At 70.7% G+C, this 15,390-nt stretch carries 15 protein-coding genes; 5 read left to right on the top strand and 10 right to left on the bottom strand.

The annotated features are described in order from the left end of the window. Window positions 1-2 precede the first annotated feature (2 nt). From BJP65_RS07610 to purS, 6 genes are all read right to left on the bottom strand, one after another. Window positions 3-932: a 2-hydroxyacid dehydrogenase gene (locus BJP65_RS07610; protein ID WP_070408724.1), complete on the bottom strand. Its 930-nt coding sequence runs from the start codon at window positions 930-932 to the stop codon at window positions 3-5. Next, window positions 929-2,395, bottom strand: coding sequence for an FAD-dependent oxidoreductase (locus BJP65_RS07605; protein ID WP_070408723.1), 1,467 nt, complete (start codon window positions 2,393-2,395; stop codon window positions 929-931). The genes BJP65_RS07610 and BJP65_RS07605 overlap by 4 nt, the downstream gene beginning before the upstream one ends. Beyond that, window positions 2,392-2,886: an ureidoglycolate lyase gene (locus BJP65_RS07600; protein WP_070408722.1), complete on the bottom strand. Its 495-nt coding sequence runs from the start codon at window positions 2,884-2,886 to the stop codon at window positions 2,392-2,394. Before BJP65_RS07600 ends, BJP65_RS07605 begins: the two co-directional genes overlap by 4 nt. Before the next feature lie 105 nt (window positions 2,887-2,991). Then, window positions 2,992-3,708, bottom strand: coding sequence for a GntR family transcriptional regulator (locus BJP65_RS17090; protein ID WP_070408721.1), 717 nt, complete (start codon window positions 3,706-3,708; stop codon window positions 2,992-2,994). 199 nt (window positions 3,709-3,907) lie between these two features. Continuing rightward, entirely contained in the window at window positions 3,908-4,615 is a 708-nt protein-coding gene (gene purQ / locus BJP65_RS07590) for a phosphoribosylformylglycinamidine synthase subunit PurQ (RefSeq protein ID WP_070408720.1), read from the bottom strand. Beyond that, on the bottom strand, window positions 4,612-4,860 hold the full coding sequence (purS, locus tag BJP65_RS07585) for a phosphoribosylformylglycinamidine synthase subunit PurS (RefSeq protein ID WP_022878640.1): 249 nt from the start codon (window positions 4,858-4,860) through the stop codon (window positions 4,612-4,614). Before purS ends, purQ begins: the two co-directional genes overlap by 4 nt. A 282-nt stretch (window positions 4,861-5,142) precedes the next feature. On the opposite strand from purS, the gene BJP65_RS07580 reads away from it, so the two are divergent. The 5 genes from BJP65_RS07580 to BJP65_RS07560 are packed head-to-tail and all read left to right on the top strand — an operon-like array spanning window position 5,143 to window position 10,983. After that, the gene (locus BJP65_RS07580) at window positions 5,143-6,420 is read left to right on the top strand and encodes an ABC transporter substrate-binding protein (RefSeq protein ID WP_055831970.1); all 1,278 of its coding nucleotides are present in this window, start codon (window positions 5,143-5,145) and stop codon (window positions 6,418-6,420) included. A gap of 60 nt (window positions 6,421-6,480) precedes the next feature. Beyond that, window positions 6,481-7,557: a carbohydrate ABC transporter permease gene (locus BJP65_RS07575; RefSeq protein ID WP_070408719.1), complete on the top strand. Its 1,077-nt coding sequence runs from the start codon at window positions 6,481-6,483 to the stop codon at window positions 7,555-7,557. Beyond that, on the top strand, window positions 7,554-8,453 hold the full coding sequence (locus BJP65_RS07570) for a carbohydrate ABC transporter permease (protein ID WP_055831968.1): 900 nt from the start codon (window positions 7,554-7,556) through the stop codon (window positions 8,451-8,453). Before BJP65_RS07575 ends, BJP65_RS07570 begins: the two co-directional genes overlap by 4 nt. Window positions 8,454-8,482: 29 nt before the next feature. After that, complete coding sequence (locus tag BJP65_RS07565) at window positions 8,483-9,937, top strand: glycoside hydrolase family 1 protein (protein WP_070408718.1); 1,455 nt, start codon at window positions 8,483-8,485, stop codon at window positions 9,935-9,937. Between the two features lie 32 nt (window positions 9,938-9,969). Beyond that, window positions 9,970-10,983: a LacI family DNA-binding transcriptional regulator gene (locus BJP65_RS07560; protein ID WP_055831966.1), complete on the top strand. Its 1,014-nt coding sequence runs from the start codon at window positions 9,970-9,972 to the stop codon at window positions 10,981-10,983. Window positions 10,984-11,001: 18 nt separating this feature from the next. Here BJP65_RS07560 and BJP65_RS07555 read toward each other — a convergent pair whose 3' ends face one another. The 4 genes from BJP65_RS07555 to nhaA form a co-directional block, all read right to left on the bottom strand. After that, window positions 11,002-11,793, bottom strand: a complete 792-nt coding sequence (locus tag BJP65_RS07555; protein WP_083285761.1) for a MerR family transcriptional regulator — start codon at window positions 11,791-11,793, stop codon at window positions 11,002-11,004. Then, window positions 11,786-12,298 carry a glycosyltransferase gene (locus tag BJP65_RS07550; RefSeq protein WP_070408716.1) on the bottom strand — a complete coding sequence of 171 codons (513 nt, stop codon included), beginning with the start codon at window positions 12,296-12,298 and terminating at the stop codon, window positions 11,786-11,788. Before BJP65_RS07550 ends, BJP65_RS07555 begins: the two co-directional genes overlap by 8 nt. A 96-nt stretch (window positions 12,299-12,394) precedes the next feature. Continuing rightward, on the bottom strand, window positions 12,395-13,750 hold the full coding sequence (locus BJP65_RS07545; protein ID WP_070408715.1) for an MFS transporter: 1,356 nt from the start codon (window positions 13,748-13,750) through the stop codon (window positions 12,395-12,397). Between the two features lie 191 nt (window positions 13,751-13,941). After that, complete coding sequence (gene nhaA / locus BJP65_RS07540; protein WP_070408714.1) at window positions 13,942-15,270, bottom strand: Na+/H+ antiporter NhaA; 1,329 nt, start codon at window positions 15,268-15,270, stop codon at window positions 13,942-13,944. Between the last annotated feature and the right edge of the window lie 120 nt (window positions 15,271-15,390).

Below are 15,390 nucleotides of genomic sequence, written 5' to 3'. Positions count from 1 at the left end.
TCTCAGCCGCCGATGACGACGTTCAGGGGTTCTTCGCCGGCGCGGAGGCGCTCGATCTGACGGCGCACGAGTCGCGCGATGCGCGGGCGCATGGCATCCGTGGCTCCTCCGACGTGCGGGGCGATGAGCACGCCGTCCAGGGCCCAGAGCGGGTGATCCGCGGGAAGGGGCTCGGGGTCGGTCACGTCGAGCGCGGCGCGGAGACGCCCGCGACGCACGTGGTCGACGAGCGCGTCGGTGTCGATGAGGGGGCCGCGGCCGACGTTGACGACGAGGGCGCCGTCGGGCAGGGCCGACAGGGCGGCGTCGTCGAGGATGTGGCGGGTGCGGTCGCCGCCGGGGAGCGAGGCGATGAGGATGTCGGTCTCGGCGAGCACGTCGTCGAGCTTTCCGAGGGGGAAGACCTCGACGTCGTCCTGCAGTCGGCCGTGCGAGGCGACCGCGCGCAGCTCGACCTCGAAGGGCTTCAGGCGCGCGGCAATGGCGCGGCCGACCCCGCCGAATCCGAGGAGCGTGACGCGCTGGTCGGCGAGACCGGTCGCGCCGCCGCCGATCCACTCCGCGCGGTCCTGGGCGCGCACGAACTCCGGCAGGCGCCGCTGCGCGGCCAGGGCCAGCGTCACGGCGAGCTCCGCGGTCGCGGTCTCGTGCACGCTGGAGGCGTTCGCGAAGGCGAGGCCCTTCGGCAGGCGTCCCTCGACGTTGTCGTAGCCGATCGACTGGCCCTGCACGAGGCGGACCTCGACGCTCGACAACGCTTCGATGACGCCGTCCATCGACATGTACGGGGGCACGACCAGGTCGAACCGCTCACGGGGAGCGGGCCCCGTCATGTCCCACAGCACGAGCTCGACGCCCTCGGGCAGGGGCTGCAGATCGTCGCGCAGCTGTTCGGTGGGCACGGACACGATCAGGGGGGTCTCGGTCGTCACCCGCTCGACGCTACCGCCGTCGGCGCCTCGGCGGCGGCGGGTTGCGCGCGTCGGCCGATCTGCACGCCCACGGGAACGTCGTACGCGAGATACTCGGCCAGCAGGCTCGCGGAGTCGCGCGCGAACAGGCGGCGTGAGAGCGCGGCGGCCAGCTTCGTCGCCCCGCCCACGAGGCCGGGGATCTGGTGGCTCAGCATGCCCTGGCTGATCCGCGCACCGTGGTTGAACATGTGGATGCGTGACAGCGCCTCCCCGCCCGCGCGGTCGACGAGCCCGAAGTCGTCGTCGAGGTAGGGGAATGCGGCGAGCCCCGGGTTCTGCGCCGCGGCCTCGGGGGTGAGTCGCTCGCTCCAGAGCACGGCGTCGGCGGCCACTCTCGCCAGCTCGGGTCGTCGGGCGAGGTCCGAGGCGATGCCGGTCGCGGCCAGGACGACGTCGTAGTGGTGGATGCCGTGCGGCGTCGTCACGGCGATGTCGCTGCCCGTCCACTCCACGCCCTGCCACGGCGACGAGGTGAGGAAGCGGAACGTGTCGAAGGCGTGCGCGCGCCACAGGGCGTTCTGCGTGGCGGGCTGGTCGACGGCCGACAGGTGCACGTTGAACGCCCACTTCTGCGCGTCGGTGAAGGTGCCGTAGTTCTCGATGAGTCCGGCGAACTCCATCCAGCGGTACGGGCTGACCTGTGGCATCGCGGCGCGGCGCATGTGCACGTCGACGAGGGCGGCTCCGTGCTCGAGGGCGGTGGCGGCGTTGTCGAACGCCCCCGTGCCGGCACCCAGGATGCCGATGCGCAGGCCCGCGAGGGCGGCGAAGTCGATGTCGTCGTGCGTGTGCCGCACCCGATCCGCGGGAAGGTCGTGCAGCAGCGACGGGATGGACCGCCCGCCGGCTCCCTCGATTCCGGTGGCGAGCACGACGTGGTGGGCCGAAAGCGTCCAGGTTCCGTCGGGGCCCTCGAGCGCGAGGTCGAGCGGACCGTCGGTGGGGGTGATCGCCGTGACGTGGGTGGCGGGCACCACGGTGATGGCCGAGACCTCGCGGTACCACTGCAGGAATCCCTGCCACGCCGTGGTGGGGAAGTACTCGATCTGCTCCCACGCCGCCGTGCCGTACACGGCTTCGAACCACGCGCGGGGACTCACCGCGGGGGTGCCCCACGTCGGCCAGGCGATGTCTTTGGGGGTGCGCAGGGTGTGCATGCGCGCGTAGGTGGTCCAGGGGCCCGCAGCCCCCGCGGGGGCGGCGTCGAGGACCACCACGTCGTCGATTCCGCGGCGCCGCAGGCCCCGCGCGAGCACGAGCCCGGCTTGACCGGCGCCCACGATCACGACGGGGCGCACTCCGTCTCGCGCGCCCACCCAGGGCCGCCCGTCGCCGGCGCTCAGGGCGGACTGGTGCGCCGCCTCGCGTTCGAGGCGCGCGAGACGCGCGGGGGCGTCGGGAAGCGGGGTGAGCACCGTCACTCCGCGTCGATCACGACGCGCACGCCGAAGGCGTCGTCGAGCCGGTGGTTGTGGTGGTCGGTGACGTTGGTGTCGTCGAGCTCGAGGTTGACGAAGTCCATGCTCGGGTCGGCGAAGAACGGTCCCGCGTGCCAGGTGCCCTTGCGCATCGTGATGGCCGTGCGCGGCGGAATGCGGAACGCCCGCAGGTCGTCGAGCGCGGGGGCGTCGAGGCCGGGGGCGGCGACGGCGATCGTCCACTCCACGTCGCCGACGGCCATGAGCGTCTGCGTCGTCTCGAGGTGACGGGTGACGCGCACGAACTCGGGCGACTTGTCGTCGAGGTGCATGAGGTAGAAGCGGGGGATGCCGTTCGACACGTCGAGCACGGCTTCCTCGGCGGTGAAGGGCGTGCCGTCTTCCATCGGGGTCAGCACGACGCCGTAGGGCTCGAAGCCCGCGGGGGTGATGGTCTCGGCGGTGAGGTGGTGGGTGGAGAGGGTGTCGGACACGGGGGCTCGCTTTCGTCGGGTAGCCCGACAGTACGCTTGTCCAACAAGCTTATGAGCTACTTGTCCAACAACTTCACCGCTCGTTTACGCGGCAGAAACGCGCGTTCAGGAGCGGACGCGACGGATCAGCGCATTGCGCAGGCCCGCCGGCGCCGGCAGCTGCACCTCGCGCGACCAGTACCCGATGGCGTCGTCGACCCCGTACCCGCAATACGTCATCTCGATGGCCGGGGTACCGGCATCCGTCGACAGGATCGCGGCGCGCTCGGCGTCGAGGGCGATCGCGTCGATCCACAGGGTCTCCCACGCGACCCGGATGCCGTTGGCCGCCTCGGCCAGCTCGAACACCGGCCGATGCGGGTCGAGATCGACCTCGCGCGAGAGCGGCACGAGGTCTTCGGCCAGCGCATAGGGGGCGGCGTCGACGCGCCACATCTTCACCGTGCGCAGGACCCCGGTGCCGTCGGGCAGCTCGTCGTACCGCGACGGGTCGCCCGCGGAAAGGGTGAGTCGATCGGATGCCACGAGCTCGAGCGTCGGCTCGTACCCCGCCGCGCGGATCGACAGCGAGTGGTCGAACTGCTGGTCGATGCGTCGGCCGACACCGGGGAGCCGCCGGTTCGGCGACGTGCGGGCGCCCTGCGTGCGGTGCACGTAGCCACGCTCCTCGAGGCGGATGAGCGCCTCGCGCACCGAGTTGCGGCTCGCGCCGGTGAGCTCGGCCAGGCGCGGTTCGGAGGGCAGGGTCTCGGCATCCGCTCGCCACAGGTGCAGGATGCGGTCGATCAGTGCGTCCTGGTCGGGCGCGCGCTTCTCGGTCACGCCCTCACGCTATCGCGGGGGCGCCCCGATGCCCGCCGCGGGCGGACGCGCGCACCGCGGTGAGGTGTGGAGCGCGGTGACCAGCGGAGGGCGAGGGGCCGCGGGAGGGCGCTGGGCGGCGGAAGGACCTCCGCTCGCCCCCGGCCCTCCGCACGTCACGCGCGAGGTGGGCGTGCGGGGCCCGGCGACCCGCCGGGTGTCAGGCTGCGGCGCCCACCACGGCGGCGATGGCCGAGGTGAAGAAGCCGAGTCCGTCGACGCCCGAACGCATCGCGACGTCGGTGCCGGGGCCGAAGCCGGGCTCCACCGCGTGCTCGGGGTGCGGCATGAGGCCCACGACGTTGCCGCGCGCGTTGGTGAGGCCGGCGATGTCGTCGAGCGAGCCGTTGGGGTTCACGCCCACGTAGCGGAAGGCCACCAGGCCCTCGCCGTTCACGCGCGCCAGGGTCTCGGCGTCGGCGATGTAGCCGCCGTCGGCGTTCTTCAGCGGGATGACGATCTCGTCGCCCTCGGTGAAGTCGCTGGTCCACGCGGTCGAGGCGTTCTCGACGCGCAGGCGCTGGTCGCGCCGGATGAACTGCTGGTGCGCGTTGCGGATGAGGCCGCCGGGCAGCAGGTGCGCCTCGACGAGCATCTGGAAGCCGTTGCAGATGCCGAGCACGGGCATGCCCTTGGCCGCGGCGTCTTTGACCTCGGCCATGATCGGCGCGAAGGCGGCGATGGCCCCGGCGCGCAGATAGTCGCCGTACGAGAATCCGCCGGGCAGCACGAGGGCGTCGACGCCCCGCAGGTCGTGCTCGCCGTGCCAGAGGGCGACGGGCTCGCCGCCCGCGAGGCGGATGGCGCGCTGCGCGTCGCGATCGTCGAGCGAGCCGGGGAACGTGATGACCCCGATGCGAGCCGTCACTCGACGACCTCGATGTTCACGACGTCTTCGATGACCGCGTTCGAGAGCATCTCGTCGGCCAGCTCGCGGGCGCGGGCGAGGGTGGCCTCGTCGACCTCTCCCTCGACGGTGAGTTCGAAGCGCTTTCCGATGCGCACGTCCGAGAAGCGGTTCTCGCCGAGCCGCGACAGGGCGCCGGCGACGGCCTTCCCCTGCGGGTCGAGAAGCTCGGCCTTGGGCATGACGTCGACGACGATGGTGGGCACTGCAGCTCCAGAAGTCGGGTGGCGTTGTGGATGCCAGTCTACGACGCTCGGGCTCGGCATCCCCGCCTCGCGCGGAGCGACCGCGCGCGCGGGGATCGCACCGGGTGGACCGAGCTCGGGGTCGTCGGCTCCCGGCCGGACCGCAACGAATGTGGGAGCGCTCCCTTGACGTCGTGGGAGCGATCCCATATCGTCGACTTCGATCGGTTGAGAGCGCTCCCACGTGAGGTTGCGGGGGAACACCAGCGCTACCGGTCAGCACCCACCACAAAGGAGTGATCTGTGAATTCTCGTGCCCTGCGCCGGACCGCGCTCATCGCCGCCGTCGCCTCCACCTCCGCCCTCGTGCTCGCCGGTTGCTCCGGTGGCGGGGGAACCGCCGCGGGCGGTGGTGACGAAGAGGTGACCCTCACCGTCGCCACGTTCAACGACTTCGGCTACACCGACGAGCTGCTCAACGCCTACACGGCCGAGCACCCGAACGTGAAGATCGTGCACAACCGCGCGGCCAAGTCGAACGACGCCCGCGCCAACTACTTCCAGAAGCTCGGCAAGTCAGGCCTGGCGGACATCGAAGCCATCGAGGTCGACTGGCTGCCCGAGGTCATGAAGTACTCCGACCTGCTGGCACCCGTTCCCCAGGACCTGCAGAGCCGCTGGCTGGACTGGAAGGTCAAGGCCGCCACCGATGCCTCGGGCAACCTGATCGGGTACGGCACCGACATCGGCCCCGAGGCCATCTGCTACCGCGCCGACCTGTTCGAAGCGGCCGGGCTTCCCTCCGACCCGGCCGAGGTGGCCGCCGCCCTCGAGGGCGACTGGTCGACCTACTTCGAGATGGGCGACAAGTACGTCGCCGCCACCGGCAAGCCGTTCTTCGACTCGGCCGGCAGCGTCTACCAGGGCATGATCAACCAGGTCGAAGCGGCCTACGAGAACCCCGACTCGGGCGAGATCACCGCCACCACCAACCCCGACGTCAAGAAGATCTACGGAATGACCCTCGACGCCGCCAAGACGCAGTCGGCGCACTTCGAGCAGTGGTCGACCGACTGGTACGCCGGCATGGCGAACGGCGCCTTCGCGACGCTGTCCTGCCCCGGCTGGATGCTGACGCAGATCGAGGGCAACGCCCCCGAGGTGGCGGGCTGGAAGATCGCCGACACGTTCCCCAACGGCGGCGGAAACTGGGGCGGGTCGTACCTGACCGTTCCCGGCAACGGCGCCCACGTCGCCGAGGCCCAGGCCCTCGCCGACTGGCTGACCTCGCCCGAGCAGCAGGTGAAGTTCTTCCAGCAGGCGGGCACCTTCCCGAGCCAGGTCGACGCGCTGAAGGCGCCCGAGCTGCTCGCGAGCACCAACGCCTACTTCGGTGACGCCCCCATCGGCGAGATCTTCACGAAGCGCGCCGAGGCGGTCAGCGTGACGCCGTTCAAGGGCGAGTACTACTTCCAGGTCAACGACGCGATGCAGAAGGCGCTGACCCGCGTCGAGAGCAACACGCAGGACGCACAGACCTCGTGGGACCAGTGGGTCTCGCAAGTGGACGCCATCGGCTGATCTCGCCTCGATCACGGGCCGGACGCTCCGCGTCCGGCCCGTGCTCCCGGAAGGAACCTCGTGACCACGACACTGCAGCCCCCCGTGACCCCCGCGGCCTCCGCCGCCGACGGTCCCCCCGCCCGTTCCCCCCGACGTGTCGGCTTCGGCTCGAAGCTCAGCGCGTGGGACCTCAAACTCTCGCCCTACCTCTACATCTCGCCCTTCTTCCTGCTCTTCATCGTCACGGGCCTCTTCCCGATCCTGTACACGGGCGTCATCTCGTTCATGGACTGGGACCAGATCCGCGGCTCGGGGACGTTCGTCGGCTTCGACCAGTACGCCTACGTGCTCTCGCAGCCCGCCTTCTGGGACGCCCTGCGCAACACCTTCAGCATCTTCGTGCTCTCGACCGTTCCGCAGCTGCTGCTCGCGGTGTTCATCGCGGCGATGCTCGATCAGAACATCCGGGCGAAGACCCTCTGGCGCATGGGCGTGCTCGTGCCGTACGTCATGGCCCCCGTGGCCGTGGCGCTGATCTTCAGCAACATGTTCGGCGACCAGTACGGCATCATCAACACCCTGCTCGGCCGGATCGGCCTGCCCGGGGTCGGGTGGCACTCCGACGCGTTCGCCAGTCACATCGCCATCGCCACGATGGTCAACTTCCGCTGGACCGGGTACAACACCCTCATCCTGCTGGCCGCCATGCAGGCGGTGCCGCGCGAGTACTACGAGGCGGCGACCGTCGACGGGGCCGGCAAGATCCGCCAGTTCTTCTCGATCACGCTGCCGAGCCTCAAGCCCACCCTGATCTTCGTCATCATCACCTCGACGATCGGTGGCCTGCAGATCTTCGACGAGCCGCGCATGTTCGACCAGTCGGGCACCGGTGGCTCGGACAACCAGTGGCTGACGATCTCGCTGTACCTCTACAACCTCGGCTGGGGCGAGTGGAACTTCGGCCGCGCCGCGGCACTGGCGTGGATCCTCTTCCTCATCATCCTGGCGATCGGTGCGGTCAACCTCTTCATCAGTCGCTCCCTCGTGCGCGACGAGGGCTCGCGCGACGGTCTCAGCCGCGCGCAGCGTCGCGCCGCCGCCCGTGCCGCGAAGCAGCGGCTCGCCGAATCGACCGGAAAGGTCGCCCGTTCATGAGCGTCATCGACACCAGCCCCGTCACCGGGGCAGCCGATCCGAAGCCCGCGCGCCGGCGCCCGCGCGCCGTCCGCGGCTCCCGACCCGGGTGGTTCGTCTACGCCAGCCTCGGCGTCGTGCTGCTCGCCGCGCTCGTGCCCTACTACTGGGCTCTCCTGATCGGTTCGGGCGACTCGGCGACCATCCGCAACCCCGAGCTGTCGTGGATCCCGGGCGGCAACTTCTTCGTCAACGCCGCCGCGGTGCTCGGCAACCCCGCCGTCAACTTCTGGGCGGGGCTGTGGAACTCCATCTTCAGCTCGGCCGTGATCGCGGCATCCGTCGTCTTCTTCTCCACGCTCGCGGGCTGGGCGTTCGCGAAGCTGAAGTTCCGCGGCGGCCCCTGGCTGCTGTTGTTCGTCGTGGCGACGATGGCCGTTCCCACGCAGCTCGGGGTCGTGCCGCTGTACATCCTCTTCAGCGAGATGGGATGGACGGGCCAGATCGGCGCGATCATCGTGCCCGCGCTGACGAGTGCGTTCGGGGTGTTCTGGATGACGCAGTACCTGCGCCAGGCCGTGCCCGACGAACTCATCGAGGCCGCCCGCGTCGACGGCGCGAGCTCGTTCCGCACCTTCCTCACCGTGGGGGTTCCGGCCGCACGGCCCGCCGCCGCGATGCTGGCGCTGTTCACCTTCGTCACCGCGTGGAACAACTTCTTCTGGCCGTTCATCGTGCTCGACCGCCAGAACCCCACGCTGCCGGTGGCCCTGTCGCTGCTGCAGTCCAACTACTTCGTCGACTACTCCATCGTCCTGGCGGGAGTGCTGCTGTCGACGATCCCGCTGCTGCTGCTGTTCGTCTTCGCCGGCAAGCAGCTCGTGAGTGGCATCATGCAAGGGGCGGTGAAGGGATGACCCTCGCGCCCACGGAAGGAACCCGAACCATGTCCGATACCCGAGCCTTTCCCGAGGGCTTCCTCTTCGGCGCCGCGACCGCGGCCTACCAGATCGAAGGCGCGGCCTTCGAAGACGGCCGCGCCGCGTCGATCTGGGATGCCTTCAGTCGCGTCCCCGACGCCGTCATCAACGCCGACAACGGCGACGTGGCGTGCGACCACTACCACCGCTACGCCGGTGACGTGCAGATGATGAAGAGCCTCGGCCTTCAGACCTACCGCTTCTCGACGTCGTGGGCGCGCGTGCGCCCCGACGGCGGCCCGGTGAACGCGAAGGGCGTGGACTTCTACAAGCGCCTCGTCGACGAACTGCTCGGTGCCGGCATCCTTCCCTGGCTGACGCTGTACCACTGGGACCTCCCGCAGGCGCTGGAAGACCGCGGCGGATGGACCGTGCGCGAGACCAGCGAGCGCTTCACCGAGTACGCGCTCGACATGCACGACGCCCTCGGCGACCGCGTCGACGTCTGGACGACCCTCAACGAGCCGTGGTGCTCGTCGTTCCTCAGCTACACCGCCGGCGCGCACGCTCCCGGCCACTACTCGCAGGCCGAGGGCATGCTCGCCGCCCACCACCTGCTGCTCGCCCACGGCCAGACGGTTCGGGAGCTCCGTGCGCGGGACTCCTCGCTCAACCTCGGCCTCACCCTCAACCTGACGGTGGCGGATGCCGTGGACGCGGCCGATCCCGCCGACCTCGACGCCGCGCGTCGCGTCGACGGCCAGTTCAACCGCTGGTTCCTCGACCCCGTGTTCCGGGGCGAGTACCCCGCCGACATCATCCGGGACTTCCGCGACACGGATGCCGCGGCCGTGGCCCGCTGGCAAGAGGCCGTCCGGCCCGGCGACCTCGACATCATCTCGACGCCGATCGACTCGCTCGGTGTGAACTACTACCACGGGGAGTTCGTCGGCGGCACGCCGCCCGAGGTCGACCCGCCCGCCGGGGACGCGCCCACCACGCGCCCCATCGGAAAGCCGTTCCCGGCCCACGAGAACCTGTACTGGCACGACCGCGGCCTCGCGCGCACCAACATGCACTGGGAGGTGCAGCCCGAGGGGCTCACCCGGCTGCTGGAGCGGGTCAGCGAGGAGTACTCGGCCGAGGCCGGCGTCGCCCTGTACGTCACCGAGAACGGCGCCTCCTACGACGACGAGCTGGTCACCGACGGCGGCGAGGCGCGCGTGCACGACACCGAGCGCGTGGAGTTCGTCGAGGCCCACCTGGGCGCGGTTCTGGATGCCGTGGACAAGGGCGTCGATGTGCGCGGCTACTTCTACTGGTCGCTCATGGACAACTTCGAGTGGGCCTGGGGATACGAGAAGCGCTTCGGCATCGTCTACGTCGACTACCAGACGCAGGAGCGCACGGTGAAGGACTCCGGCCGGCAGTACGCTCGCATCATCGCCGAGCGCGCACTGGTCACCGCACCCGCGGTGTAGGCCGCGCGCGAGGCGGTCGAGGAGGCAACGCGATGGAACTCGCACCCGTGCGGGGCACCGCCACGATCGAAGAGGTCGCGGCGCGGGCCGGTGTGTCACGCTCGACCGTGTCGCGCGTGGTCAACGGTTCCACCGCCGTCTCCCCGGCCGCCCTCGAAGCCGTGCGCCGCGCGATCGACGAACTGCAGTACGTCCCCAATCGCGCGGCGCGCTCCCTCGCCAGTCGGCAGACCCGGGCCATCGCCCTCGTCATCCCCGAGCAGACGGAACGCTTCTTCGGAGACCCGTTCTTCGCCTCGATCGTCGCCGGCATCGGCGAGGTGGTCGGCGAGTCGGACTACATCATGAACATGCTGATCGCCAGCGACGACGCCAGCGCCAAGGCGCTGGCGTACCTGCGCGGCGGCAGCGTCGACGGGGCGATCGTGGCCTCGCACCACACCAGCGACACCTTCCTCGACCGCGTGGCCGACGTCGTGCCCGTCGTCTACGGCGGGCGCCCGGCCCGCGTGCGCGCCGACGACTACTACGTCGACGTCGACAACGTGGAGGGCGGTCGCGTCGCCACCGCCTATCTGCTGGCGCGCGGTCACCGCCGCATCGGCACGATCTCGGGCCCGCTCGACATGCCCGCCGCGATCGACCGCCTGCAGGGCTTCCGCGACGCGCTCGGCGAGGCGGGCGTCGAGCCCGCGGCGATCGAGGACGGCGACTTCACGGAGATGGGCGGCGCGCTGGCGATGAGCCGTATCCTGTCGGCGGGCCCGCTGCCCGACGCGCTCTTCGTCGCCAGCGACCTGATGGCCCGCGGCGCCTACGCGGCGTTGCGCGACAAGGGGCTCGAGGCCGGGCGCGACCTCGCCGTCATCGGGTTCGACGACTCCGCCGTGTCGACGGCGTTGCGCCCGGCGCTGACCACCGTGCGTCAGCCGTCATTGACGCAGGGGCGGCACATGGCATCCGTTCTGCTCGACATCCTCGCCGGGCGCCCCGCGGCGCACGCGACGATCCTGCCCACCGAGGTCATCGAGCGCGACTCGGCCTGAGACTCTCGCGATCGGCCGTCACTCCCAGGCCGCCGTGTCGGGATCGATCCCGTGCGCGCGAGCGCTCGCCTCGATGGCGTCGCGGAGCCAGGCCGAGAGGCCCGGCCGCACGGCGTCGTAGTGGTCCGCGAAGCGCGGGTCGGCGGCGTACATGCGCCCGAGGTGCACCTGCATCTGCCGGGTGACCGGGAAGTACTGCGAGAAGATCTCGCGGTGGCGTTCCACGAGCGCGTTCGCGGTGGCGTCTCCGGGCACCGCTCCCGCGTCGACCGCGGCGCCGAGCTCGGCGTCGAACGTCGCGACCGTCTCGGTCACGGCCGCCCAGTCACCGGCCGTGCGCGAGGCGGAACGCTCGGCGTACTGCTGCCACTGCGCCGATGCGCCGTACGCCTCGCGCGCCTGGGCGGGCCACGCGGTGTTCCACCCCGGGCCGAACGCCTCGCGCTGCTCCTCGTCGGAGAGCAGGATGCCGCGTTCCTGCGCCGCGATCATGCGCTGCAGATCGTCGTCGAGGTCGTGAAGCTGCGCGATGCGCCGCGTGAGCTGGGCGCGCTGCACCCGTAGCTGCGCCGCGACGTCGCCGCCCGGCTCGTCGAGCACGGCGCGGATGGCGTCGAGGTCGAGTCCGAGCTCGCGGTAGACGACGATGCGCCGCAGTCTCTCGAGGTCGTCGTCGGTGTAGAGGCGGTACCCGGCGGTGGATCGCGCCGCGGGACGCGCGAGGCCGATCTCGTCCCAGTGGTGCAGAGTGCGCACGGTGAGGCCGAGCCGGGTGGCCGTCTCGCCCACCGGCATCCCCTGGTCAGTCATGCGACTCATTGTCGTCGCGCCCGATGCCGACGGCCTGCAGATTGCGTCCCTCCGCGGTGGTCGGGTCGAAGACCTTCGCGGCGGTGAAGAGCACGCGGGCGTTCTCGGGTGTGATGACCTCGACGTCGCGGGTGTTCCACGGGGTGTCCCGTGGCCCGGCGTCGATCCCGACGGTCCGCAGCGACTCGACGAGCGGGCCGATCTGATCGATCACACAGGCGAAGCTCACACTGGCCGCCGGTGCGACGGTGGGCGCATCGCCGACCGTCAGCAGCACGTCCTGGAAAGCCCAGCGGCGCAGGTGCACCATCTGCCCCGGAATGCCGAACAGCTCGAAGAACCCGAGCCCCCGCCTCCAGAAGTCGACGGAGGCCGCGAGATCGGCCGTCGGCACGGTGACGAACATCGGCATCCCGTAGAGGCCGCGGTACAGCGGGGGCGCGACGGCGGCGGGGCCGGGAGGGGGGACGGGGCTGACGTCGAAGGCGTCGAAGGTGTCGTTCATGCCCCCAGACTCGAGCCTGACGCCGCGTGAGGGTCAAGCTCGAGTGCGAAGCCGTCGTCGCACCGCCGGGGCCCCGCCTCCCCGGCAGCGTGAACGTCAGCGTCGTGCGGTGCTCGCCCCGACCCCGGGTGCGGGTGCGTCGTCGACTTCCTCGCGGTGCAGGGTCTCGGGCAGAGCCGAGATGCCGATGACGCCGATGACGCTGAGTCCCACGAGATAGGCCGCGACCAACCACGGTGCCCCGCCGGCGAGGCCGACGAGCGCGGTGGCGACGAGGGGCGCGGTGCCCCCGACCAGAGCCGCCGGGATCTCCCGCGAGATCGCGATACCGCTCCACCGCATGCGGGTGGGGAAGAGTTCCGCGAGCATCGCCGCGCTGACGCCGATCGTCGCCCCCTGCACGATGGCCAAGCCGAGCACGAGGGCGACGCCCACCAGAACGGAGCTCTCGGTCTGGAACAGCAGGAACATCGGGAACGCGAAGACGATCGCGAACACGGCCGCGGCCAGCAGCACCGGCTTTCGCCCAATGCGATCGGCGAGCCGACCGAACCCGAGCGTGGCGGGGATGGTCAGCAGCTCGGCGACGATGAGCGCGATGAGCGCGTGCGTCGGATTCACGGCCAACGTGCCCGTGGTGTACGAGATCGAGAACGTCTGCACGATGTAGACCCACGGCAGCGCGAAGACGAAGAACGCCATGCCCGCCAGCAGGGTGCGCCAGTGCGAGCGCACCGCGGTGGCGAGCGGCGCGCGTGACACCTCACCGTCTCGCTCGGCCGCCGAGAAGGCCGCGGTCTCGGTCACGCGCAGGCGGAAGTACAGCGCGAAGCCGACGATGACGATGCTGGCCACGAACGGGATGCGCCAGCCCCACGCCTGGAACTGCTCGAGCGGGAGCAGGCTGATGAGGGCGAACGTGGCCGTCGCGAGGGCCATGCCGAGGTAGACGGAGGCGCCCGGGAATCCGGCGATGAACGCCCGGTTGCGCGTCTCGGACGACTCGCTCGCCATCGTCATCGCGCCGGCGAACTCGGCCCCCGCGCCGGCACCCTGGAACAGACGCAGGACGATGAGCAGGATCGGAGCCCAGATTCCGATCGACTCGGCAGTGGGGAGCAGACCGATCAGGGTCGTGGCGATGCCCATCATGAGCAGGGTCGCCAGCAGCGTGCCCTTGCGGCCGATGCGATCGCCGAAGTGCGCGAAGATGAGGCCGCCGATCGGACGAGCGCCGAAGCCCACCGCGAAGGTCGCGAAGGCGCCGAGGAGCCCGGCGAACTGACCGCCGCCGGGGAAGAACAGCGGCGCGAAGACCAGAGCGGATGCCAGTCCGTACAGGGTGAAGTCGTACCACTCGATCACCGTGCCGACGGAGCTTCCGATCACCGCCCGGCGGCGCTGCGCCCGCGGGTTGAGCTGCCGATCGTCGATGTCGTTCGCGATGTCCATGTCAGGCACTCCCTCGTGTCTTGCGGTACCTCCCCAGGCTAGGAAGGCGCCACCCGCGGCCCGCTGTGCCCACGACACAGCATCCGAGGAGGGGAATGGATGCATCGCACAGGCCGGCGCACGGCGAGGCCCGCGGGCGGGGGGACTCCCCGTCGCGCTGCGGCGGTCGCCGTGCGACGCGCGGTCGGGACTCAGCGGTCGCCGCTCGACGGCTGCTGGTACACGTCTGCGACGTCGTCACCGTCGGCATCCACCGCTTCGTCGCGCGCCAGCTGCGCGTACCGGCGATTGCGCACGAGCAGCACGCACGACGCCAGGAGCGAGGCGAGGAGCGAGGCGACCATGATGGCGATCTTGGCGTCGTCGGTGTGCGGGGAACCGTCGGGGAAGCTCAGCTCGGCGATCAGCAGCGAGACGGTGAAGCCGATGCCGGCCAGCAACCCGACCCCGGCGAGATCGATCCAGCGCAGCGCCGGGTCGAGGCGCACTCGCGTGACGAGCGTGAGCAGGCGCACACCGAGCAGGATGCCGAGGGGCTTGCCCAGCACCAGACCCGCCACGACGCCGATGGTCACCGGGTCGCTGAGCGCTCGGACGATGCCGTCGCCCCCGCCCACGGCGACCCCCGCGGCGAAGAACGCGAAGATCGGCACGGCGATGCCGGCCGAGATCGGGCGGAACCGGTGCTCGAACTGCTCGGCGAGGTCGGTGCCCGCGTTCGTCCCCCGCCGTGAAGGTCCGACGGGGATCGTGAAGGCCAGGGCGACACCGGCGATGGTCGCGTGCACGCCCGACGCGTGCAGGAATGCCCACGCCGCGAAACCGATCGGCAGCAGCACCACCCACGCCGCCCAGGGGGTGCGCGCGAACCACGCGCGTGCGCGATGGGCGATGACGCCGTAGACCACGACGAGTGCGGCGAACACGCCGAGGGGCAGCAGGGCGATGTCGCTCGTGTAGAAGATCGCGATGATGGCGATCGCGATGAGGTCGTCGACCACGGCCAAGGTCAGCAGGAAGATGCGCAGCGGACCCGGGAGGTGCGACCCCACCAGCGCGAGCACGGCGACGGCGAAAGCGATGTCGGTCGCCGTCGGGATGGCCCAGCCGGCGAGCAGGCTCGGCTGGGTGTGCACGACCGCGATGTAGATGAGCGCGGGGACGGCGACACCGGCGACGGCGGCGGTGACCGGCACGATGGCCGTCTGGAATCGGCGGAGGCTACCCACGACGATCTCGCGTTTGAGCTCGAGGCCAACGAGGAAGAAGAAGATGGCGAGGAGGCCGTCGGCCGCCCAGGCGCCCACGCTGAGTTCGAGGTGCCACGGCTCGTAGCCGAAGCGGAAGTCGCGCAGCGCGAAATAGGAGTCGGAGGCGGGCGAGTTGGCCCACACGATGGCGACGACGGCCGCGATGACGAGCAGCAGGCCGCCGACGGACTCGCGGCGGAGGATCGTGGTGACGCGGTGCACTTCGGCGTAGCCGGGCCAGCGCGGGGCACGGAGGTCGTTCTGGGTCATCGCGATTCCTCAGGGGTCGGTCGACAGAATGTCGACCAGACTTCCCGACGCACCGTCACTCATTCTACGCGACAGGCACGACGGTGACCGGCGGTCCGCACCACCGGTCACCGAGCGAGG

This window comes from Microbacterium sp. BH-3-3-3, from assembly GCF_001792815.1.
Lineage (GTDB): Bacteria > Actinomycetota > Actinomycetes > Actinomycetales > Microbacteriaceae > Microbacterium.
Note: the sequence above shows the minus strand (reverse complement) of the source record. Positions and strands in the feature narration are given on the sequence as shown.